The 21,923-nt window shown below is 42.0% G+C and carries 20 protein-coding genes; 12 read left to right on the top strand and 8 right to left on the bottom strand.

The features are described from left to right. Nucleotides 1-26 precede the first annotated feature (26 nt). The 4 genes from PQ469_RS05315 (at nucleotide 27) to PQ469_RS05300 (ending at nucleotide 2,079) form a co-directional block, all read left to right on the top strand. Nucleotides 27-263 (top strand): addiction module protein, encoded by a 237-nt coding sequence (locus PQ469_RS05315; protein WP_090651314.1) that lies wholly within the window; start codon nucleotides 27-29, stop codon nucleotides 261-263. Then, nucleotides 263-562, top strand: coding sequence for a type II toxin-antitoxin system RelE/ParE family toxin (locus PQ469_RS05310; RefSeq protein ID WP_274212008.1), 300 nt, complete (start codon nucleotides 263-265; stop codon nucleotides 560-562). Before PQ469_RS05315 ends, PQ469_RS05310 begins: the two co-directional genes overlap by 1 nt. A gap of 168 nt (nucleotides 563-730) precedes the next feature. Next, the gene (gene trxA, locus PQ469_RS05305; RefSeq protein ID WP_090651316.1) at nucleotides 731-1,051 is read left to right on the top strand and encodes a thioredoxin; all 321 of its coding nucleotides are present in this window, start codon (nucleotides 731-733) and stop codon (nucleotides 1,049-1,051) included. A 107-nt stretch (nucleotides 1,052-1,158) separates the two neighbouring features. Next, a complete protein-coding gene (locus tag PQ469_RS05300) occupies nucleotides 1,159-2,079 on the top strand; it encodes a DUF58 domain-containing protein (protein WP_274212007.1) in 921 nt (306 codons plus the stop codon). Here the strand turns inward: PQ469_RS05300 and PQ469_RS05295 are convergent, their stop codons facing one another. After that, on the bottom strand, nucleotides 2,080-3,420 hold the full coding sequence (locus tag PQ469_RS05295; RefSeq protein ID WP_274212006.1) for a sensor histidine kinase: 1,341 nt from the start codon (nucleotides 3,418-3,420) through the stop codon (nucleotides 2,080-2,082). Between the two features lie 11 nt (nucleotides 3,421-3,431). Further along, a complete protein-coding gene (locus PQ469_RS05290) occupies nucleotides 3,432-4,109 on the bottom strand; it encodes a response regulator transcription factor (RefSeq protein ID WP_090651318.1) in 678 nt (225 codons plus the stop codon). Between the two features lie 183 nt (nucleotides 4,110-4,292). On the opposite strand from PQ469_RS05290, the gene PQ469_RS05285 reads away from it, so the two are divergent. Continuing rightward, on the top strand, nucleotides 4,293-5,762 hold the full coding sequence (locus tag PQ469_RS05285; protein ID WP_274212005.1) for a glycoside hydrolase family 130 protein: 1,470 nt from the start codon (nucleotides 4,293-4,295) through the stop codon (nucleotides 5,760-5,762). Between the two features lie 61 nt (nucleotides 5,763-5,823). After that, entirely contained in the window at nucleotides 5,824-6,684 is an 861-nt protein-coding gene (locus tag PQ469_RS05280) for an alpha-1,2-fucosyltransferase (RefSeq protein ID WP_274212004.1), read from the top strand. 9 nt (nucleotides 6,685-6,693) lie between these two features. On the opposite strand, the gene PQ469_RS05275 is transcribed toward PQ469_RS05280, so the two are convergent. Continuing rightward, nucleotides 6,694-7,593 carry a hypothetical protein gene (locus tag PQ469_RS05275; RefSeq protein WP_274212003.1) on the bottom strand — a complete coding sequence of 300 codons (900 nt, stop codon included), beginning with the start codon at nucleotides 7,591-7,593 and terminating at the stop codon, nucleotides 6,694-6,696. Nucleotides 7,594-8,000: 407 nt separating this feature from the next. Between PQ469_RS05275 and PQ469_RS05270 the strand changes: the two genes are divergently transcribed. Then, nucleotides 8,001-8,402, top strand: a complete 402-nt coding sequence (locus PQ469_RS05270) for a hypothetical protein (RefSeq protein WP_274212002.1) — start codon at nucleotides 8,001-8,003, stop codon at nucleotides 8,400-8,402. An 85-nt stretch (nucleotides 8,403-8,487) separates the two neighbouring features. Here PQ469_RS05270 and PQ469_RS05265 read toward each other — a convergent pair whose 3' ends face one another. The 3 genes from PQ469_RS05265 to PQ469_RS05255 form a co-directional block, all read right to left on the bottom strand. Next, nucleotides 8,488-9,495 carry a glycosyltransferase family 4 protein gene (locus tag PQ469_RS05265; RefSeq protein ID WP_274212001.1) on the bottom strand — a complete coding sequence of 336 codons (1,008 nt, stop codon included), beginning with the start codon at nucleotides 9,493-9,495 and terminating at the stop codon, nucleotides 8,488-8,490. Beyond that, nucleotides 9,496-11,772 (bottom strand): glycosyltransferase family 4 protein, encoded by a 2,277-nt coding sequence (locus PQ469_RS05260; protein WP_274212000.1) that lies wholly within the window; start codon nucleotides 11,770-11,772, stop codon nucleotides 9,496-9,498. A gap of 294 nt (nucleotides 11,773-12,066) precedes the next feature. Next, on the bottom strand, nucleotides 12,067-13,257 hold the full coding sequence (locus tag PQ469_RS05255) for an aspartate aminotransferase family protein (protein ID WP_274211999.1): 1,191 nt from the start codon (nucleotides 13,255-13,257) through the stop codon (nucleotides 12,067-12,069). A gap of 398 nt (nucleotides 13,258-13,655) precedes the next feature. On the opposite strand from PQ469_RS05255, the gene PQ469_RS05250 reads away from it, so the two are divergent. The 5 genes from PQ469_RS05250 (at nucleotide 13,656) to cysN (ending at nucleotide 19,205) form a co-directional block, all read left to right on the top strand. Beyond that, nucleotides 13,656-15,062, top strand: a complete 1,407-nt coding sequence (locus tag PQ469_RS05250; protein WP_274211998.1) for a CCA tRNA nucleotidyltransferase — start codon at nucleotides 13,656-13,658, stop codon at nucleotides 15,060-15,062. Nucleotides 15,063-15,111: 49 nt separating this feature from the next. Next, nucleotides 15,112-15,765 (top strand): IS1096 element passenger TnpR family protein, encoded by a 654-nt coding sequence (locus PQ469_RS05245; RefSeq protein WP_274211997.1) that lies wholly within the window; start codon nucleotides 15,112-15,114, stop codon nucleotides 15,763-15,765. Nucleotides 15,766-15,910: 145 nt separating this feature from the next. After that, on the top strand, nucleotides 15,911-16,831 hold the full coding sequence (miaA, locus tag PQ469_RS05240; RefSeq protein ID WP_274211996.1) for a tRNA (adenosine(37)-N6)-dimethylallyltransferase MiaA: 921 nt from the start codon (nucleotides 15,911-15,913) through the stop codon (nucleotides 16,829-16,831). 141 nt (nucleotides 16,832-16,972) lie between these two features. Then, entirely contained in the window at nucleotides 16,973-17,878 is a 906-nt protein-coding gene (cysD, locus tag PQ469_RS05235) for a sulfate adenylyltransferase subunit CysD (protein WP_090651329.1), read from the top strand. Nucleotides 17,879-17,951: 73 nt separating this feature from the next. Beyond that, a complete protein-coding gene (gene cysN, locus PQ469_RS05230; protein WP_274211995.1) occupies nucleotides 17,952-19,205 on the top strand; it encodes a sulfate adenylyltransferase subunit CysN in 1,254 nt (417 codons plus the stop codon). A gap of 153 nt (nucleotides 19,206-19,358) precedes the next feature. On the opposite strand, the gene PQ469_RS05225 is transcribed toward cysN, so the two are convergent. Continuing rightward, complete coding sequence (locus tag PQ469_RS05225; RefSeq protein ID WP_274211994.1) at nucleotides 19,359-20,444, bottom strand: mannose-1-phosphate guanylyltransferase; 1,086 nt, start codon at nucleotides 20,442-20,444, stop codon at nucleotides 19,359-19,361. A 191-nt stretch (nucleotides 20,445-20,635) separates the two neighbouring features. Then, nucleotides 20,636-21,910, bottom strand: coding sequence for a DUF1501 domain-containing protein (locus PQ469_RS05220; RefSeq protein WP_274211993.1), 1,275 nt, complete (start codon nucleotides 21,908-21,910; stop codon nucleotides 20,636-20,638). Nucleotides 21,911-21,923 lie beyond the last annotated feature (13 nt).

The raw sequence follows: 21,923 nt of genomic DNA, 5'->3' as shown, positions 1-21,923 counted from the left end.
ATTTGATTGACAACATAATCGTTATTATGGAAACGGAAGTAATCAGAGAAAGACTACAGGAGTATATTCGCTTCGCTGAAGATAAAAAAGTGAGGGCAATATATACTATGGTGGAAAGTGAGATTAAGATGGATATTGATCTGTGGGAAGACGAAGACTTTTTGAACGAGATAAATGCTCGTGTAGATGATTATGAAAGCGGAAAGGTACAGGGTATATCTTGGGAAGAAGTTAAGAAGCGGGCGAGAAATCATCGATCATAGTGGAATACGATATTGAATATTTGCCTAAAGCGCAAGTTGAATATCTTGAAGCCTATTTGTGGTACGAAGAGCAATTGGCCGGATTGGGAAGTCGTTTTGAGACGGCTGTAGAAAGAAAATTAAACCGCATTAGTAAATATCCACTGTTATATCCCAATAAAAACAAAAACTTACGTGAGGCTACAATAGATAATTTTCCTTTTTTAATTATTTACAAGGTTTACCCTCAAAACAATGTGATATTTATTTATGCTATTTTTCACACAAGCAGGCGGCCGGGAAAAAAATACGGAGCATAATCAGTTGCCAATAACTATTTTGATTTGATCTCTTGTTAAAAACTTACAGTCACGCCAGCGTTAAGTGGATAACTTATATCAATATAATTGTCACATTGTCAGGTGTGGTTTGTGGCAAGCTATTTGAATAGTATATATTTGTACAACAAAATTTAAAAAATAGAAATCATGGCTTTAGAAATAACTGATGCAAACTTTGACGAACTTGTCCTGAAATCAGACAAACCCGTACTTATTGACTTTTGGGCTGAATGGTGCGGTCCGTGTAGGATGGTTGGTCCGGTAGTTGAAGATATTGCAAAAGAATACGAAGGCAGAGCTGTTGTTGGTAAAGTTGATGTCGACAACAACCCAGGTATATCTGTAAAATTCGGTATCCGTAATATCCCTGCTTTATTGTTCTTTAAAAATGGCGAAATAGTGGATAAACAAATTGGTGCAGTTCCAAAATCAGTATTAACTGATAAATTAGCTAAGCAATTAGCTTAATCCGTACAGGCATAAATTAAGTTTATTAATAACTTAATCAACCATATTTTACTTTAAAAAGCGTTGCTAATGTTGGCAACGCTTTTTTTATGCCCTATATTAGCCCTATGCCCAAATTAAACGACGATCAGCAAATACGGCAGTTAGCCAACCTTGAACTGTTGGCCCGGCAGGTAGTTGAAGGTTTTATAACCGGCCTGCATCAAAGCCCTTTCCATGGCTTTTCGGTCGAGTTTGCCGAGCATCGCTTATACAACAACGGCGAATCGGTAAAAAACATCGATTGGAAGTTGCTGGCCCGTACCGATAAACTGTTTGTAAAACAATTTGAGGAAGAAACCAACCTGCGCTGCTACCTGCTGCTGGATACGTCGTCGTCCATGAACTTCCCCGAAAAAGGGACCAGCAAGCTGCAGTTTTCTATCTATGCCATTGCATCATTAATGCATTTGTTTAAAAAACAAAGAGATGCGTTTGGGCTCTGCCTTTTTTCGGACAAGGTAGATTGGCTGAGTTCGGCAAAATCAACTACAACACACCTGTTTCATTTATACGCCGAACTGGAGAAGGCTTATAATAATCCCAAAGCCAATACAGTTACCAACATAACACAGGTATTGCACCATGTTGCCAACGAGATTCATCAGCGATCCATGGTCATTATTTTTAGCGATATGCTGGAAAATAGCCTTAACCCCGATAAGGTGCAAGCCTTGTTCGCGGCAGTTCAGCACCTGAAGTTCAGCAAACACGAAGTAATTATTTTTAACGTTAGCGATAAGCAAAAAGAAGTAGACTTTAACTTTGATAACCGCCCACATCATTTTATCGATATAGAAAGCGGTGCCGAAGTAAAGGTGCACCCCGGCAAAGTACGGGATGCCTACAAAGCAGCCTTAACCGAATATCGGCACCAACTTGAGCTTAAATGTGCCCAATACCATATTGACCTGGTTGATGTTGATATTAATGAAGGCTATGATAACATGCTAAAAACTTACCTGGCTAAAAGAAATAAAATGGTGTAGTTAATTGGTTATTAAATTAGGATTAGGTGTGTTAAAGACAAGTGTAACCGTAGTGCCCTCCCCTTTTATCGAATTTATTTGAACCTTGATATCATGGAAACTGGTTATACTTTTAACTATAGCCAAACCTAAGCCGTAACTTTCCTTTTCGTCCGTATCCAGTTTTTCGAAACGGTTGAAGGCATTTTCAATTTGCTTTTTGTCCATACCAGTACCTGTATCAGAAATAATAATTTTGTAGATACCGTCCTTCAGTTCATCATTAATACTTATCAGCCCGCCTGCATTATTATACTTTATAGCGTTATTAATTAAATTAAACAGCAACGTATGCATAAGCGGCCGGTTGCCCTGTATGGTATAAATGTATTTGAGATTATTGGTAAACTTCAACTGCTTTTCTTCAATACGATCTTCCAGTTCCTCCCGTATTTCCATAACTATGGCCGCAATCATTACCATATCCGCTTTATCATACTGGTTGTTTTCAACTTTCGATATTAGTAACAAACTATTGATGATAGACTTAAGCCTGTTAAGCGTTTTTAACGAGGCATGCATTTTATTTTCGCTGCCCTCACTTAATTCCTCATGCAATAAAATATTCTCCAGCCTTGAACTGATAATGGATATCGGCGTAAGCAATTCATGCGATACATTGGCAATAAATTGTTTTTCGAGGATGAAAAGGTTCGAGATCTTTTTCATAAGCGAACTGATACTGTCATCCAGCAATTCAAAATCCTGCGTAGTGGTCTTTATTTTTCCATAATCAAAATTCATCGGATCGTTCACCTTAATCAATTTCCGGTCGATGATCTGGTAAAAAGGCGCCAGCAGGAATTTGGTGAACACAAGGTCGCTTAACAGGGTTAAAACCAATGCTATAATCAACACCACAATGGTGAATTTTTTAATGATGGATTTTAATTCCTCAACCGATTCAATGGCCACCCCAACCTCCAGCATGTAAGTATGGTTTTTAAGATTAAAACGGTGCGATAACACCCGGTAATCCTGCATATTGCGGTCTATTTCGCGTCGCTCAGTGGTAAATCCGCCGTTGGGGGCCAATACGGGTTCATATTTCACAGGCTTAATAGAGATAAACTCCTCCTTAAGAATGTTATAATCGGTATAAATTTTTTGAGTGCTCAGATATCCGCTGATTTCTTTGGATGACAGGCTTCTTAATATTTCCCGCTTATCATTCTGCAGCCGCAATTCAATATGGTTATAAGAGATCTTCTCGATAGATAACAGGATGAACAACCCTGTAAACAGGATGATAGCTACCTTGGTTAAAGTATTATACAGGGCCAGTTTTACCTGCAGTTTCATTGGCGGTTTGTTTAAATATTCACGCGGTAACCTATACTCCGTACCGTCTCAAACCAATCGATAGAGATGTATTGCGACAGCTTTTTGCGCAGGTTTTTTACGTGTACATCAACAAAATTCGAGTCGCTGTTTATTTCAAGTACATCGCCCCAAACATGTTCGGTAAGATTGGTACGGGATATCACCCTGTTTTTATTGAGCACTAAATAATTCAAAATCTCAAATTCCTTTTTGGTGAGGTTTATACGTTCATCGTTAAACATTACCGTGCGGTTTTGAATATTTATTTTAAGGCCTTTTATATTAATGTCGTTACTCTCCAGCCTATGTTTTCGTCGGGTTATGGCGTGCATCCGGGCCAGCAACTCGTTTAATGAGAACGGTTTGGCCAGGTAATCGTCTGCGCCTTGCTCCAGGCCCGATACCCTGTCGTCAACCGCCCCACGGGCGGTTAGGATAATAACAGCATCATCGCGCTTGTCAAGCCCTTTCAGCATTTTTAACAGGTCGAAACCGTCGCCATCGGGCAGTCCGAGATCAAGCAGGATAAAATCGTAATTATTAACAAAGATCTTTTCTTCGGCCGATTTTTTAGTGCGGGCGTGCTCAACAGTGAACCCTTCGTGACTTAAAAATTCGTCAACCTCAAGGGCTAAGCCCTTTTCGTCTTCAACAATCAAAACATTCATAAGTGTGCAAGTTACGAGATTTTAGAGTCAAGAGCCAAGAATCAGGAATCAAGACAAAAAATTTACATTCAGGCCTATCAATGAAAATTTGTTTTAATTCTTAACCCTTGATTCTCTTTTTAAAAAATAGCTAAATCAATTTCTGCTTAATGGTGTTACCAAATAAATACTACTATTGTATATATGAGACTTTCCATCGAACGAAAACCAATAAGAGTTAACCCCGATCCTAAACGCGTTATTGCCAGATTTTTTTTCAATGGGAACGATCGTGCAAAAGAAGTAATTGAACGCGTTATGCAAATAAGCGAAGAGGTAGCCTTCGGCATTGTGTCGCCGCTATTGCAGGAATACTCCAAACGGCACCGTAATATAACCAGGGTTTTAAACCGGCACTGCAGCAAATTAAAGCCGCTTTTTTTAGAGTTAAATATCGATTACGATACATTAACTATTAACCGCAAGCTGCTTATAGGCTCCTATTTTACCCATGAGTATTCTATTGAATCGGCTGCTTTTTTCAATCCGTCTATCGTGGAAGATCCCGACCAAACCGAGTTGGAAGATGGGCAGCGCAGGGTAATTATTAGTTTCAGGGCCGTGGGCGAAGGGCATATCTCGTCCATTACCTTTCGCAGAGGGATGATAGATAAATATAACAACATCACCATTTTACCTGCCGGCAGTTATATTGACGAAGCCGAAATTGTAAGGAACGCGGTATACAATAAAAAGCTATTTTTTGATAAAGCCGCCGTCACGCAGATCAATATTGATATTTTACACGAACTGGAATCCAAGCTGGATCACCATTTTGAATACGCCAACCTGCGCCGCATCATTATCGATTCGCAAAAACTGCAGGAAAGCGATATGAAGAAACTGGAGTACGACAAAGTATTGTGGCTGGCCGACTCGTACTACGAAATAGTTTTTTCGCTGGATACAGATATCTCCGACAGGGTAATATTCCCAATATCGGAGTATGAGCGCAAAGGTATTGAGGATGCCCGTTTTGTACAGTTCAGAAACGACGACGATACTTCGGTTTATTATGCAACTTATACGGCATATGACGGGGCGCTTATTATGCCAAAACTGTTACAAACCACCGATTTTTATAATTTTAAAATAATGCCATTATATGGTGCGGGGGCCCAAAATAAAAACCTGGCATTGTTTCCGCGTAAGGTGAATGGCAAGTTTGTAATGATTTCGCGTATTGATGGTTGTAATAATTATATCATGTACGCCGATAAAATTAATATTTGGGAAAAACCAATTATATTGCAACAACCCCGCTTTAGCTGGGAGTTTGTACAGATAGGCAACTGCGGATCGCCGATTGAAACCAAAGATGGCTGGCTGATGATAACCCACGGTGTAGGCCCCATGCGCCGCTATGTACTGGGTGCCAGCTTATTAAAACTGGACGACCCTGCCATCGAAATTGGCCGTCTGCGCGAGCCCTTGCTTATCCCCAACAGTGACGAGCGCGAGGGCTATGTGCCCAATGTGCTATATTCATGCGGGGCGATAATTCATAATGAAAAACTGATAATACCTTATGGCGTATCCGATTCATCAACCGCGTTTGCAGAGGTTTGCTTGCAGGAGTTATTAGATAAATTGAAGAACGATCAAAGCGAATAATGCCGCTTTTGTTATCAGCTTAAATAATATTAATTTAACCACTTAAATAAAGCGTTATTAGGTGGTTATTATTAAACGGATAAATGGCCAGCTGGCCAACAGGCTGCACTTTCTGTCATACTTTATAGCCAACAGTAAGGCTTACAGTTATCCATTGCTTGTAACATGTTTCCCGGAGTATTACAACTGGTTTACCCCTGCCGGTGATGACGCGCTTACTGTAACGTTTACAAGGCCGGGAATAAAGCAAAAAGCGTTAAATAAAATTTTAGATAAGCTTCATGCGCTTGTTTTAAAACTCAGGATTAAACTGCCGGGTATTATCTTTCATTCAATCGCCGAAAATGATCAGAGGCTTTCGCAATACGATATCAACAATCCCGAATTTGTTAAATTGGCACAGCACCAGGTTGTGATACCCGAAGGCTGGGTTTACCGCGATTACGTTAATTTTAAAAAATACCTGCCGCAAATTAAAAATCTATTTTCGCCCAAACAGGAATTCAGGGATGCAATACAACAGGAAGTTAACCGTGCACGAAACATGGGCGATATCCTGATTGGCGTACACATCAGGCGTGGCGATTACATTGATTTTAACGGTGGCAAATGGTTTTACAGCAACGAGGTATATATTAACAAAATGCGGGAAACAGAACAGCTTTTCGGAGCGAGACAATGTGTGTTTATGATATGTTCGCAGGAAAAACTGGGTACCAACGAGTTTAGCGGTTTTAAAACTGTAGTTGCCGAACGGCCGGCAATTGTAGATTTATATTTACTTGCCGAATGCAACTATATTTTTGGCCCGCCAAGCACGTTTACAGCCTGGGCATCCTTGTACAATACCGTACCTGCTTATTACATCGAGTCGGCCAACGAAAAGATAACGATCAATTCTTTTAAGGAGTTTTTTGATTAGCAATAAACGCTATCGCCAACTGGTGCTGATTTTTTTAAGAGTAAACTTTTCAAAAATCCTGACAGCAATTTCTTTGTGATCACCCTTTTCTGATTTACGTACGTAATTAGTTAAATTCAGGAGCTTTAGCTGCGATGTATTATTGTTACCGCTGATGTTCAGGCTGGCATACATCGTTTTTAAAACTATGGTATCCGCATTTTTTACCCGTTCATAATCAATAAGCATGGCCAACGTATCTCTTTTGTTTTTGATCAACGACGAACTGTAATAGAAAATATTGCTCCTGCTGTCAAAATCAACCCTTGCAGTATCTTTGTAAAGCGCGCCGTAACTGTGTTTATTATTGTCCTGAACGTATTTATTAAAATCATGAACGTAATTAAGTTGCAGGGCATTAATCCTGGAAACCAGTTCACGCTTAGAAAAATTGAAGGTGTATACTTTATTGATATTATTAAACCTCATATAAGTACCCGGAGGCATGGTGGTAGCTATGAAAGATACTAAAGAACATACCATCAACATATTAAGGATTACCGGTTTGAAGTGATATTCTGCCTGCTTGTTAAACTGATAAAAAGACACAGGCAAAATGAGCAGTGCTATATAATCGGTATAATCAATTGTGCGGTGAATTGGCACGCCGGCACCATTTAATGTATTGATAACAGGCTGCATTAAAGGCGATTTCCAAACTATAAAAAACAGTAATGTAAAAAAGTAAACCAGCTTTATTTTCCGCGGAAATAAAGCACTCAACAAAAATGGCAACGCAAACAAGCCGGCAAAATCAGAAAGTTTGCCGGTTAAATCGTTATGAAACGTTTGTTTAAAGTACCAATCGTTTACAATTAGCAACAAAACCGCGGCTATAAATACCGGGTTACCTAATTTATGCTTTGCCATTGCTGCAGGTTAATTAACAGCAAGTTATGAAAATAATTAATTCAGGTGTCCGCCAAACTTATTAAGTTTTTGAAACTTCCTAAGTTTCTCTGCACTACCGCCAGGGCATTTTTATAAAATGTTTATTGAAGCTGTATAAACTGCCCCATAAATCTGCTTGTTCGTCATTTTATTGGCCTCCAATAAACGACAAACCGTCCTAAATAATAAGCGAATTATTTGGCGCTCCATTCCTGTTTCTCTGTGGTTCATATGCAAAAAGAGCCGTTGCGAATTAATACAACAGGTTATTAAAAAGATTTGAAAAAAAAGGAGTCTGGCATGTCCATTGAATATAAATAATTTAGTATATTTAATTGGTATAATGAACGTTACAAATTATTATATGATAAAAAACTTATAAAGCCATGGATCATTTCAGAGAAATAAAAAACAGCTTAACCTGGCACAATGAGGGCAAATTTGAAGTTGAGCTGATTAATGGTATTATTACCAAACTTAATTTTTGTGAGCCGGGCAAAGGCCCCGAAGATGTAGGCAAAAGCCTTACGTCAACCAACTATAAATATTTACAGTCGGTTTATTCGTGCCTTGGCGATTTGTTTAATTTTATTGAGGAAGAAAACAAAAGGTTAGGCTATAGCTATGCCCGCGCAAACGAGGTTTTACCACAACAGCAGGAAGAAGTTACTGAGAACACTTACCCGCTGCTTGGCGAAACCAAAATAAGACCGCTAAGTGATTATGCAAATCAGCCGGAGCCAGGCAATTCTTCCCAGGAAAACGAATTGATAAGGGATGCCGGCTGATAGCTTCGGGCAAGAAGCTGATGCCTTTTCGGTGTTGTGTGGTGCTTAAAGTACCGCATAGGCTTCTTTATGTGATTACTCTCAGTTATCTATCCAGTATCTTCTTATATAGTTTTAAATAGTCTTCAACCATTTTATCTCTCGAAAATTGCGAAACCGCCCAGTTACAGCAATTAATTCTGTTAATTTCGGCTAACCTGCCCACAGCCTCAACAGCCTCATCAACACTATCTACCAAAAATCCGGTTTGGGCATCTTTAATCAATTCCGGCATCGATCCCTTGTTAAAGGCTATTACAGGCGTTCCGCAAAGCATGGCTTCGGCTACGCTCATACCAAAAGGTTCATTAAACCTGATGGGGTGTAGCAAGGCAATAGCGTTGCCTAACAATTTTTTCCGCTCATCGGGTCCGGCATGGCCAATATATTTTATTTGATCTGATAAAAAAGGTTCAACTCGTTCACGGTAGTAATTCCCATCCTGGATAATACCTGCAATTAACAGCTTCCGTTTACTTTTTTGGGCTATATCAATGGCTTCGGCAGTGCCTTTATCGGGATGGATGCGGCCAAAGTACAAAAGGTAATCTTCCGGCTGTTTATAAAACTCAAAATCGCGGGTATCCAAACCGTTGTAAACAGTAGCCAGGTAATCCAGCTGGGGGCTGCGATCTGAATTACTGATGGATACATAATACCCCCTGTCGTTATATTTTTTATAAACCGGGATAATCTTCTGCGACGAAAAACCATGTATAGTGGTGATAACAGGCGTTTTAATGAGCCCGGAATAAGTGAGCGGCAAAAAATCGAAATTATTATGAATAATATCAAACTCAGCTGCTTTCTCCATCAGGTTACTAATGTGCAAACATTCCAACACTTTGGCATCCTGGCTCCGGTCTTCCTCGTAGCCGGTTGCACAAATTGCATCCAGTTTACCGGTGGTTGTCGAATCGCCGGTAGCAAAGAGCGTTACCTCAATACCCAGTTGTACCAGGCCTTCGGCAATGTTAGATGCAATTTGTTCCCACGGACCGTAATGCCGGGGTGGTGTACGCCAGGCTACGGGGGCTAAAACAGCTACCTTCATTTAGCAGATCTCCAGTTTCTGACCGTATTTATTGTACTCGTATTCCAGCTCAAAAGCCTTCAATACCGTCAAATGCGAAATCAGGTAAGCCAGCGTGCTTTCGGCGCCCTGGTTGCGGTTAATGCCGCCAGGCAACAAGCCATCGCAACAACCTTTGGTTTCGTGGTCGTAAAGCGGGGCACGCAGGGTATTTTCGCCCAGGAACCATTTGTAGCACAGAAACATTTTCTCCACATACTGTGGCACCCTGAAAATGTGGTAAGCCTGAAAATGCATCAATACCATAGCCATGGTTTCGATAGCCTGCTGATCGAACATTGGGAAAGTGCCGCCACGGTGGTACCAGCCATCGTTGCCCACAGGGCTTAAATAACCATTTGATAAAGTCAGCTTATCTAAAAACGCCATCGAAGCCAGGGCAATCCGTTTGGCATCCTCGTTCCCGGTTATTTCGCAGGAGTGTAATAAGGCCAGGGGAAGTATCGCGTTGTCATAAGTCATCTTATCTTCAAACCATTGCCAGTCATCCGATTGTGTTTTTTCAAATGCATCGATCAGTGGTTGGGTTAAATCATTTAAAATCCTGATCATGCCGTCATCGGTAGGTACAGCCTGCAGGTAAAGGCTAATACCTATAATTGTGTTTGCTATGCCCCTTAGATGTTTTAAAGCAGCAAAATGGGGTACCGATTTGTGAAAAATCTCTAAGGCAAACTCCCTGTATGAGTTACTGGCAGCGCACCCAATCAAATGCCCTAACGACCAGATGGTTCGCCCAAATGAATCCTCAGAACCAACCTCATCCAGGTAACGCCTGTCAAAACTCAAAAAGTTACGGAAGTTACCGTCATCAGTTTGCATATAATGAATATAGCTGAGGTAAATGGGCAACAGTTCAAAGGCCTCCTTGCTTCCGCTGCGCTGGTAAGCCATCAGGGCCATGATAAGCGCGCGGGCGTTATCATCCAGGCAGTAACCCTCTTTTAAATTAGGAATGCCATATTTGGCGTGTTGAACAATCCCCGTATCGTCAGTTAGCCGCAAAACATGTGTCAGGCTGAATTTTGGTAATACCTCGGGGTCAACAATGCTGTTTTTTAATATCTTATCACTAAAATCAAACCGTAAAATAGCCTCCTTGGCAGCTTTTATAAATTCGCCCCCAACTACCGGCCATCGCAGGTGCAGGCCGTATTGGTAGGCATTTTCTTTCAATTCCTTTAAAACCCTGTCTTGATCAAGCAGTTCAATTACCGTATCGGCAAGGGCATCAGAATTTTTAAAGTCGAACAGTCTGCCGCGGCCATCTGCCAACAATTCAGTAGCATGCCAGTAAGGTGTTGAAACAACTGCGGCACCCGCGCCAACGGCATAAGATAAGGTACCACTGGTAATTTGAGCCTCGTTAAGGTAGGGGGTTACGTAAATATCGCAGGCCGTAAGGTAATCCACCAGCTCCTGTTCAGATACAAATTTATTAATGAACGATAGGTTTTTAGATACCCCCAGTTGCGCAGCCAACGATTTCAGGTGATCGCGGTACTCCTCTCCCGAATTTTTTATAACGCCCGGGTGAGTGTTACCTAATACAACATACATTACGTCGGGATGCTTTTCAACAATTTTGGGCAAAGCTCTAACTACGGTTTCCAATCCCTTATTACGGCTGATCAGTCCGAAAGTAAGCATCACCTGGTGATTTTTAAACGAGCTTAACGTTTTTACGGAATTTTCTTCAGAAGCTTCAACATCAGGTACACCGTGCTCTATAATCTGGATCTTATCAGCAGGAATTTCATAAATAGTGGTTAAAAATTCCACCGCACGCTGGCTCATCACGATAATCTTTGATGATTGTTCTGCAATTTCGCGGATGATAATGCGCTGCACGTAGCTGGGGTCTTTTAATATAGTGTGTAATATTGATATCAGTGGTTTTTCCAGCCTGTTTATCAATGGCAATATGTAAATACCGCTCTCGCCACCATAAATACCAAATTCATGTTCCATAATACAAACATCAGCGGCACTGGTGTTAATGTAATTGGCCGCGCGGATATAGTCCTTTTGATGGTTTTGGCGAATAACATATTTTACTTCATCCGGGTATTCGTACTCATGCAGGTCTTCAGAGTCATTAAGCGCTACTACAAAACCACCTTGCAATAATGATTTGCGTTCAGGATAATTAGCACTGATAGCGCACATTAAATTGTAATTGAATGTGGCTAAGCCGCACTCGCGGGGCGGGTAAGTTGATATATAAGCGATTTTCATAATTCGATAGAAATATTAAAACCCGTAGTTGTATAAGTAAACAGCAATATGGAGGCACTTGTTTAGTCAAACGACCACAAAAAAGTGCATTTGTATGCAAATTCTTCTGATTAAAGGCCACTAAGACACTTTCTACTACGGTTATGTGATAGTTGCATAAACCATACCAGTTTAACTAAAAATAAATATTATGAGATATTATTTAATACAGATACCGTAAAAGTTACATAACAGCACCTGCAAACCTGGTTATTAAGATAATTTCGGACGCTATCTCTGCAAAATTTTGTCAAATTATAGGGTGTAGTATCCTATTGCTTCGATGATCACCGCGCAGGCCTGCTCTATCTCCTGGGGTTGGATAATGAGCGGCGGCGCAAGCCGCATGGAGTTGCTGCAATGTAAAAACCAATCGGTTATTACACCGCTTTCAATACAGCGGTCTATTATTCTCTTGTTCAGGTCGAAATTTTCCAGTTCAACGGCCAGCATCAAGCCTTTACCGCGCACCGCTTTAATAGCCGGGTGCACCAGTAGTTGCCGGAACAAAGCCTCTTTTTGGGCTACACCAGGTATAAGGTTGTCATTAATCAATACCTCCAATGCTGCTAAGCCCGCCGCGCAGCATACCGGGTGGCCCCCAAACGTGGTTATGTGGCCAAGTATGGGATTATCCTTTAACGCACCCATAATTTGGGTTGATGCTATAAATGCCCCTATCGGCATACCACCGCCCAGCGCCTTGGCCAGCAACAAAATATCGGGTGCTATACCAAAGTGATCAAAAGCAAACAACTTCCCGGTACGGCCAAATGCCGCCTGAATTTCATCCAAAATTAATAACGCACCCGTTTCATCACACCGCTTACGCAAAGCTTGCATATAGGCGATGTCAGGTACCCGCACTCCGGCCTCGCCCTGCACGGTTTCTATGATAACGCATGCGGTTTGGTCGGTTATCAATTGCAGGTCATCGGTGTTGTTAAAGTTGATGAACCCTACCCCGGGTAGTAACGGGCGATAGGCTTGCTTAAACTCCTCGTTACCCATTACGCTTAAAGCGCCATGGGTACTGCCATGGTACGAGTTGTGGCAGGCGATGATCTGTTGCCTGCCGCTAAATCGTTTAGCTAACTTCAACGCGCCCTCCACCGCCTCGGTACCCGAATTGGTAAAATAAACCGATTGCAAATTATCTGGCAACAACGATGCAAGTTTCTGTGCAAACATTACCTGCGGTGTTTGCACAAATTCGCCGTAAACCATCAGGTGCATGTATTTATCAACCTGCTGCTTAATGGCCTCTTTTACATAAGGGTTACCATGCCCAAGGCTGCTTACGCCAATGCCCGATATCAGGTCAATAAACGCCCTGCCTGATGCATCGTACATATAAATACCCTCGGCGCGCTCAAACTCCAGCATTAAAGGAAAGTTGGTAGTTTGCGCGTTATTAGCCAAAAAAAGCTGACGGAGAGTAGGCATGGGAAAGTTGTATGTTATGAGTTATAAGTTGTATGTATGGCAATAGCGCAAAGATAATGTTAATGCCGCAAAATGATCATTTTTCAAAAATCAGGAATTATGTGTTTTCAAATTGCGATGAGGTCAAACAGGCACAAATATTTTGATGCGCCTGAATTACACTATACATCAGTTTTCATGTTAACCATGCAAAAATACAAAACACTGATTACAAGATAGATACAAAATAAACATCTGAAATATGTTAAGTTATGTTAACCCACTTTAGGTGCGTTTGCCCTGCAGCTTTTAACGTTTAAAATTTAGAGTTTAGATTTTAGCATTACCTTTGTGTTTACTTAACGGCCATCTAAACAAAACACTGTCATTGCGATGGCCGATAAGAATTTTATTACACTATGAAAGATCACCTGCGGCATCCTGTATTTTCTGTTATTTCAAAACTTGCTGCGCAGCATAATGTTCAGGTGTATGCTATTGGCGGCTTTGTGCGCGATATTTTTTTAGATCGCCCGTCAAAAGATATTGATATTGTAATTATAGGCAACGGAATTGAATTTGCCGAGGCCGTAGGCGCCAAGCTGAAGGTGAAAGTTGCTGTTTATAAAAATTTTGGCACTGCATCGCTCAAATACCAGGACCTTGAGGTTGAGTTTGTGGGCGCCCGTAAAGAATCGTACCGTCGCGACTCACGCAAGCCTATTGTTGAAAATGGTACACTGGAAGACGATCAAAAACGCCGCGACCTTACCATCAACGCGTTGGCCATATCCCTTAACCCGGAAACCTTTGGCCAACTGCTTGACCCATTTGGCGGCATTACCGATTTGCAAAAAAAATTGATCCGCACACCACTGAACCCGGTTGAAACTTTCTCCGACGACCCTCTGCGCATGATGCGTGCCATCAGGTTTGCATCGCAGCTTAATTTCAGGATAGACGACGAGGCCGTTACCGCTATAAAAAACAATGTAGATAGAATTAGCATTATATCGCAGGAGCGTATAACCGATGAGCTGAATAAAATCATCCTGTCGAAAGTTCCTTCCATTGGTTTCAATTATTTGTTTGATACCGGCTTGCTGCATAAAATATTCCCGCTGATGGCCGGCCTTTACGGCGTTGATTATATTGACGGCAAAGGCCACAAGGATAATTTTTACCATACCCTGCAGGTGCTTGATAACATTTGCGAAACCACCAACGATCTTTGGCTGCGCTGGGCGGCTATTTTGCACGATATTGCCAAGCCCGCCACCAAGCGCTTTGAACCCGGCCACGGCTGGACATTTCACGGCCATGAAGACCGCGGCGCGCGCATGGTGCCAAAAATATTTGCCCAGTTAAAGCTGCCGCTTAACGAAAAAATGAAGCAGGTGCAAAAACTGGTACAGCTGCATTTAAGGCCCATAGTTTTGTCACAATCTATCGTGACAGATTCGGCAGTGCGGCGCTTGCTTTTCGAGGCCGGGGATGACATTGAGGGCCTTATGTTGTTGTGTAAAGCAGACATTACCACAAAAAACGAATACAAGGTTAAAAAATACCGTAACAATTTTGAGCTTGTTCAACAAAAATTAAAAGATGTTGAAGAGCGCGACAGCATCAGAAACTGGCAACCGCCGGTTACAGGACTGGATATTATGGAGCTTTTTGGTATAAAAGAGGGCCGGGAGGTTGGAATTATCAAAAACCAGATCCGCGAAGCTATACTGGAAGGCGAAATTCCGAACGAACGGGAGGCTGCCATCAACTACACAATTGCCAAAGGTTTAGAAATTGGCTTAAAAGTTGTGGCAAGCTGAAATTGAATTAAAACACTATTTTTGTCCCCATTAAAAATTTACTAACAAAATGGCACTATACAGGTTCAGGGTTACTTTCGAAGATTATGATGATGTGATGCGTGAAATTGATGTAAAATCGAATCAAACATTCGAAGATTTACACCGCGCAATACACCAGTCAACCGGTTATAATCCCGAATTCCCATCGTCTTTTTATATCAGTAACGATCAATGGATGAAAGGCGAAGAAATTACCTATTTGCCAAATCAAAAAAGAAAAGATCGTGGTATCTCGCTCATGACCAATGTAAAGCTCCTGAGCTTTATTGACGATCCGCATCAAAAATTTTATTACACGTTTAACTTCGATCGCCCTTTTGATTTTCATGTCGAACTAATGAAAATCATTCTCGACGAAACACCGGGCACTACATACCCCGCAGTTATAAAATCAGTAGGCGAAGCGCCAAAGCAATTTGGCAATGTATTTACGCCGGCTGCAACAGCTGCTGCTCCTGATGAAGATTTTGACTTTTTAAATGAAATGGCCTATAACCCGGAAGATGCCGAGGATTTTTCGGAAGTAACCGACATTGACGCCGACCTTCCTGAAGAAAAAGCAGCAGAGGACGAAGAAGACGATGAATTTGGCAACGAATTTGCCGATGATGAAGGCTTCGACGAAGATGACAAACCACATCGCGGTGGTGATGATTATTAATTGCTTCGCAGATCATGGTTTATTGATCATGGTTAATGGTCATAACAAACAATAGGGTTGATGGTTCATAGTTCATGGCCAGATCTATAAAACGGAAATGTTTTTTAACCATGATCAATGAACCATGAACTATGATCAATGAACTATGAACTTCCCAAAAACCAAAACCCTAATTGTAATTGCCGGCCCTACAGCGGTTGGTAAAACGGCGGCAGCTATTGAGGTGGCAAAACGTTTCAATACTGTGGTGGTATCGGCCGATTCAAGGCAGTTTTTCAGGGAAATGAGTATTGGTACGGCCAAACCCGACGCCAATGAACTGGCCCAGGTAAAACACTATTTTATCGATTCCCATTCTATAACCGAGCCATTTTCGGTGGGTGATTTTGAGAGGGAATGCCTGATGTTACTCGACGACCTTTTTAAAAAGCACGACTATGTCGTTTTGGCAGGTGGCTCTGGCCTGTACATCAAAGCTATTTGTGAAGGCTTTGATGATTTGCCAACGGCCGATCCGGCCATCCGCAAACAATTAAATCTTGAACTGGAAGAAAAAGGACTAAGTTATTTGCAAGAGAAGTTAAAACAGGCCGATCTCATTTACTATAACCAGGTTGACCTGGGCAACCCGCAACGCATCATCAGGGCGCTGGAAGTTTTTGAAAGCACCGGCAATCCCATTTCATCTTATCGCCAGGCAACGGTTAACAAACGCCCGTTCCATATCATCAAGCTGGCCCTTAACATGCCGCGAGAAGTGTTATATTGCCGCATTAACCACCGGGTTGATATAATGATGCAGCACGGCTTGTTAGCAGAGGCGACTTCATTACTCCCCTACCGCCATTTAAACGCCTTGAATACGGTAGGCTACGCTGAGATTTTTGATTATTTGGACGGTGCCACCACGCTTGATAAAGCAGTTGAAATGATTAAGCAAAATACCAGGCGATTTGCCAAAAGACAACTTACCTGGTTTCGTAAGGATCAACAGTTTATTTGGTTTGATGCCGGAGCGCCAAACCTGACCGAAAAACTGGTTGAGGCGGTGGAAAATGTCTCTTAAAATTCCATCGCCTGCCCCTCTATTGTATAGCTTGGTCAAAATCCATTTAATACCCTCAACATTAGTATAAATTTGCTAATATTGCAGTTTAAATGCTAAGTACTACTATTTAGGTGGATTTAGCGGGTTTTTTAAATTAGCATGCACAAATATTATCTTACCCATCTGCAGGAATTGGAATCTGAAGCCATTTACGTGATACGCGAAGTGGTTGCCCAGTTTGATCGCCCTGCAATACTGTTTTCGGGCGGTAAAGACTCCATTGTTGTTACTCATCTGGCCCAAAAGGCTTTTTGGCCTGCCAAAATACCAATGCCACTTATCCACATTGATACCGGGCATAATTTCCCCGAGACTATGGAGTTCAGGGACCAACTGGTTGAAAAACTTGGTGTACAACTGATTGTAGGATCGGTACAGGAAGCCATAAACAAAGGCCGCGCAGTTGAAGAAAGCGGTATTAACGCCAGCCGGAACGAATTGCAAATCGTATCGTTATTAGATACCATAGAGCATCATAAAATTGATGCGGCTATTGGCGGCGCACGCCGCGATGAGGAAAAAGCCCGTTCAAAAGAACGCTTCTTTTCGCATCGCGATGAGTTTGGCCAGTGGGACCCTAAAAATCAACGGCCCGAACTGTGGAATATTTTTAACGGCCGTAAACGCATGGGCGAACATTTCAGAGTATTTCCGATTAGTAACTGGACGGAAATGGATATATGGAATTACATTCTGCAGGAAAACATTGCTATCCCGTCGCTGTACTTTGCACATAACCGTAACGCCGTTTACCGCGACGGTACCTGGCTGCCTGCATCGGAGTTTTTATCATTACGCGATGGCGAATTTGTAGAAAACAAGCTAATGCGTTTCCGTACCCTGGGCGATATCACCATTACCGGCGGTATTGAATCGGACGCAGACACGCTGGAGAAAATTGTTGCCGAGGTATCGGCCACGCGCAGCACCGAACGCGGTAACCGCAGCGACGACAAACGCTCGGATACATCAATGGAAGACAGGAAAAAACAAGGTTATTTTTAAATTGAATTAACAGGCTTTTTGGCCAACAATATACTACGCCAACCTGGCAACAGGCCACACGTACCTCATTATTATGGAACTATTACGTTTTACAACAGCCGGCAGTGTAGATGATGGGAAAAGCACCCTCATAGGGCGGTTACTATACGACTCCAAATCTATTTTTGAAGACCAGATGGAGGCCGTAAAACAATCGAGCGAAAGGAAAGGCTTACAGCACGTGGATCTTTCGCTTCTTACTGATGGTTTGCGATCTGAAAGGGAACAAGGCATCACTATTGACGTAGCTTACCGCTATTTTGCCACACCAAAACGTAAATTTATTATCGCCGATACCCCCGGGCACATCCAATACACCCGTAACATGGTTACCGGGGCCTCAACCGCTAACTTAGCCTTGGTACTTATTGATGCCCGCAAAGGAGTTGTTGAACAAACCTGCCGTCACTCGTTTATCGCTTCGTTATTAAAAATCCCTCATATCATTGTTTGTATCAACAAAATGGATTTGGTTGATTACTCTGAAGAGGTATTTAATAATGTAGTTGAGCAATACAAAGCCTTTGCCGCCAAAATAGATGTTAGTGATATCCGTTTTGTGCCTATCAGCGCACTTGAAGGCGACAACGTAGTTAACGATTCTGTTAACATGCCGTGGTACAAAGGCGAAAGTTTGTTACACACTTTAGAAACCATTCATATTGCAAGCGATGAAAACCATGCCGATGCCCGTTTCCCGGTACAAACCGTGATTCGCCCGCATGCTGCCGAATACCATGACTACCGCGGCTATGCCGGCCGTATTGCCGGTGGTATATTTAAACCCGGTGATAAAATAACGGTATTGCCTTCAGGACTAACGTCGGCTATTAAATCAATCGATACATTTTCGGGGCCGGTTGAAGAGGCTTTTGCGCCAATGTCGGTGTCTATTACTTTGGAGGATGACATTGATGTAAGCCGTGGCGATATGATTGTTAAAAACGAAAACGAACCATTTGTAAGCCAGGATTTGGAGGTGATGCTTTGCTGGATGGGTACCCGGGGCCCGCGTCCGGGAGCTAAATATCACCTTAAAAATACAACCCGCGAGGTGATGGCCATTATAAAGGAAGTTTATTACAAGCTGGACATTAACACCATGGAGAAGCTTGAAAATGCCGGGGATATTAAAATGAACGAGATGGCCCGTGTACGCTTGCGTACCACTCAGCCACTTGTTTTTGATGAATATCGCAAAAACCGTATTACCGGCTCATTAATTTTGGTTGACGAAGCCACCAATGAAACTGTAGCCGCCGGAACGCTGGCCCCTCCCGCCCTGTAATTGCAGATTTCAGATGTGCAAATTTTTTTAAATTTCAGATGATAAAAACAGGGTCCGGCTTCTTTTGAAACCGGACCCTGTTAAGTTAGCAAGCTATTATCTTATCATTTAAAATCTACACATCTGAAATCTGCACATTTGCACATCTGCAACCTAAATATACTTCGCCCCAAACTTACTCTTCACATCGGCAACTACCTGCTTAACGTTTTGCTCCTCACTTCGCGGGCAAATCATCAGGGTATTATTGGATTCAACTACGATAAAATCATGCAGGCCCTTTAAAATCACCAGTTTTTCGCCAGGTACATTTACCATACAGTTTGAAGAATCGTACATGATCACTTTCTCTGAGGGGATTACTGCGTTGCCTACGTAATCCTTTTCGGACAGGTCGTAAATGGATGCCCAGGTGCCCAGGTCGCTCCAGCCAAATTCCGATGGCAATACATAAACGTTATTAGCTTTTTCCATTATCCCATAGTCAATGGATATGTTAACACATTGCTGATAAGCTTTGTGTATATGATTTTTTTCGGCATCCGTATTATAAACCGGCCTGGCATCAGCAAAAATTTCATGCATTTCGGGCAAAAAGGAATCAAAAGCTTTCACGATTTCCTTGGCCGACCATACAAAAATACCCGCGTTCCATAAAAAATCACCGCTTTGGATAAAAGTTTTTGCTATATCAAGCGTTGGCTTTTCAGTAAAGGTTTTCACCTTGTGGAAGTCTGAATTTATGGTATTATCGGTGTATTGAATATAACCATAGCCGGTATCTGGCCTCGATGGCTTGATGCCCAAAGTTACAAGGCAATTATTGGAGGTGGCAGTCTCTAACGATTTAATGATGGCCGTTACAAAAGCGTCTTCATCTAATATCTGCTGATCCGAAGGGGCTACAACAATTGCGGCATTAGGGTTGAGGCTTTCTATTTTAAAACATCCATAAGCTACGCAAGGGGCGGTATTACGCATAACCGGCTCGGTAAGTATTTGCTGGTCTTCCATATCCGGAAGCTGTGTTTTTACAAGTTTGGTATAATTTTCGTTGGTTACAACGTAAATATTTTCTTTAGGACAAACTTTCAAAAAGCGTTCGTAAGTATTTTGAATAAGCGTTTTTCCGGTTCCAAGAATATCAATGAATTGTTTAGGATGCGATGTGCGGCTTATAGGCCAAAAACGGCTACCTATTCCGCCTGCCATGATGATGGCATAGTAGTTTTTGTTCATGTGTAATTTTAAGAATTAAGCTGAATATATCATAATCGAAAATTAGCAACTTTGAGCACTAAAATACATTAACAATTCAATAAACAAGTAGTTTTATTATAAATTATTTAACAATTAAACTACTTGTTTTTAAGCACAAAAATCCCAGCCAATTTAATAACCAGAACTACTTTAAAAATAAAATGCAATTATCAGGCCTTAAATACACCTATTGGTTTAGCGGTAAAATCAGGAAAGAGGACTTTATCATTGCTGATCCTGAGGTGCTTATCGGCCACTTCGCTAAACACGTTTCTAAAATCAGTTGTAACGGCAAGGTCGCGGCCATCTTCCAGGTTTTCTGTTGCGAGTGGCTGCATATTGCCGTGCACCAGGCCACCGTTTACACTGTTGCCTAAAATAAAGTTACACGATGCGCGGCCATGATCGGTACCGCCAGTTCCATTTTGATGAACGGTGCGGCCAAATTCGGTCATTGTCATTACCGTTACATCATCCTGGTAGGTACTGCCAATGTCCGTCCAGAAAGCCATCATGCTATTGCTCAGATCTGCTACGTTGCGGGCAAATATGCCATTCGCCGTTCCCTGGTTAAAGTGCGTATCCCAACCATTTGATTCGGCAAAAGCTACTTCCATACCCACATTCATTTTTATCAACTGCGCAATTTGCTTTAAAGAATTACCTAAAGCCGAGTTTGGATAAACGGCGCCGTTGGCGGGTACATAATTTTTAATATTGGCCTTTTGCAGCATTTTTAAGGCATCAAAACTCTCCTTGCCAGTATCTTTTAATAAACCGGGAGCGGTTCTGTCATAAAGCTCTTCAAAGCTTTTTGCGGCCAGGTTGGTACCTGCAGGGTTACCACGCATTTGCAATGCAAAATCCTGCAGGTTGCTGATTGCAACGGCCGGGTTATCGCCATAAAAAGAACGGGGCATAGCCGATGTTAAGCTTACTGCTGTAAAAGGTGTAAGCGCATCATGGCCTAACAATCCAACAGCACGGTTAAGCCAACCACTTGCAGTACCTTTATTAAAGGGTGTGCCGCTTTCCATGTAATCCTGCGCATCAAAATGCGAGCGGGTGTTATTTGGCGAGCCGATACCATGAACTATGCCCAGCCTTTTTTCGCGAAACATAGGTTCAAAAGCCTTCATTGACGGGTGTAATCCAAACCTGCCATCGAGGTCTATCAATGGGTTATCGTTACCTGTTTTGGCAGCATCCATAAATAAGCCGGGGCGGGCCTCCTTAAGGTATTGATCGGTAAACGGGGTTACGGCCATCAATCCATCCATTGCACCACGCTGAAAAATGCACACCAGCGTTTTTCCTTTTTTATAAGGGGTTATTATCTTATCCTGCGCGGCAGCTTCGGCTATAAATGCCGGTATGCCTCCCATAAGCCCAACGCCAAAAAGGGCAAGGCCACCTGTTTTTAAAAATCCTCGTCTTGATAACATAATCTTTTGCAAT

Source organism: Mucilaginibacter sp. KACC 22773 (genome assembly GCF_028736215.1).
Classification (GTDB): domain Bacteria; phylum Bacteroidota; class Bacteroidia; order Sphingobacteriales; family Sphingobacteriaceae; genus Mucilaginibacter.
The sequence above is the reverse complement of the archived record's forward strand: the minus strand, read 5'-3'. Positions and strand labels throughout refer to the sequence as shown.

Excerpts from the sequence above, each read along its gene's own strand:
- PQ469_RS05315 (WP_090651314.1), top strand. The coding sequence starts at position 27 with ATGGAAACGGAAGTAATCAGAGAAAGACTACAGGAGTATATTCGCTTC.
- trxA (WP_090651316.1), top strand. The coding sequence starts at position 731 with ATGGCTTTAGAAATAACTGATGCAAACTTTGACGAACTTGTCCTGAAA.
- PQ469_RS05300 (WP_274212007.1), top strand. The coding sequence starts at position 1,159 with ATGCCCAAATTAAACGACGATCAGCAAATACGGCAGTTAGCCAACCTT.
- PQ469_RS05295 (WP_274212006.1), bottom strand. The coding sequence starts at position 3,420 with ATGAAACTGCAGGTAAAACTGGCCCTGTATAATACTTTAACCAAGGTA.
- PQ469_RS05290 (WP_090651318.1), bottom strand. The coding sequence starts at position 4,109 with ATGAATGTTTTGATTGTTGAAGACGAAAAGGGCTTAGCCCTTGAGGTT.
- PQ469_RS05285 (WP_274212005.1), top strand. The coding sequence starts at position 4,293 with ATGAGACTTTCCATCGAACGAAAACCAATAAGAGTTAACCCCGATCCT.
- PQ469_RS05275 (WP_274212003.1), bottom strand. The coding sequence starts at position 7,593 with ATGGCAAAGCATAAATTAGGTAACCCGGTATTTATAGCCGCGGTTTTG.
- PQ469_RS05270 (WP_274212002.1), top strand. The coding sequence starts at position 8,001 with ATGGATCATTTCAGAGAAATAAAAAACAGCTTAACCTGGCACAATGAG.
- PQ469_RS05265 (WP_274212001.1), bottom strand. The coding sequence starts at position 9,495 with ATGAAGGTAGCTGTTTTAGCCCCCGTAGCCTGGCGTACACCACCCCGG.
- PQ469_RS05260 (WP_274212000.1), bottom strand. The coding sequence starts at position 11,772 with ATGAAAATCGCTTATATATCAACTTACCCGCCCCGCGAGTGCGGCTTA.
- PQ469_RS05255 (WP_274211999.1), bottom strand. The coding sequence starts at position 13,257 with ATGCCTACTCTCCGTCAGCTTTTTTTGGCTAATAACGCGCAAACTACC.
- PQ469_RS05250 (WP_274211998.1), top strand. The coding sequence starts at position 13,656 with ATGAAAGATCACCTGCGGCATCCTGTATTTTCTGTTATTTCAAAACTT.
- PQ469_RS05245 (WP_274211997.1), top strand. The coding sequence starts at position 15,112 with ATGGCACTATACAGGTTCAGGGTTACTTTCGAAGATTATGATGATGTG.
- miaA (WP_274211996.1), top strand. The coding sequence starts at position 15,911 with ATGAACTTCCCAAAAACCAAAACCCTAATTGTAATTGCCGGCCCTACA.
- cysD (WP_090651329.1), top strand. The coding sequence starts at position 16,973 with ATGCACAAATATTATCTTACCCATCTGCAGGAATTGGAATCTGAAGCC.
- cysN (WP_274211995.1), top strand. The coding sequence starts at position 17,952 with ATGGAACTATTACGTTTTACAACAGCCGGCAGTGTAGATGATGGGAAA.
- PQ469_RS05225 (WP_274211994.1), bottom strand. The coding sequence starts at position 20,444 with ATGAACAAAAACTACTATGCCATCATCATGGCAGGCGGAATAGGTAGC.
- PQ469_RS05220 (WP_274211993.1), bottom strand. The coding sequence starts at position 21,910 with ATGTTATCAAGACGAGGATTTTTAAAAACAGGTGGCCTTGCCCTTTTT.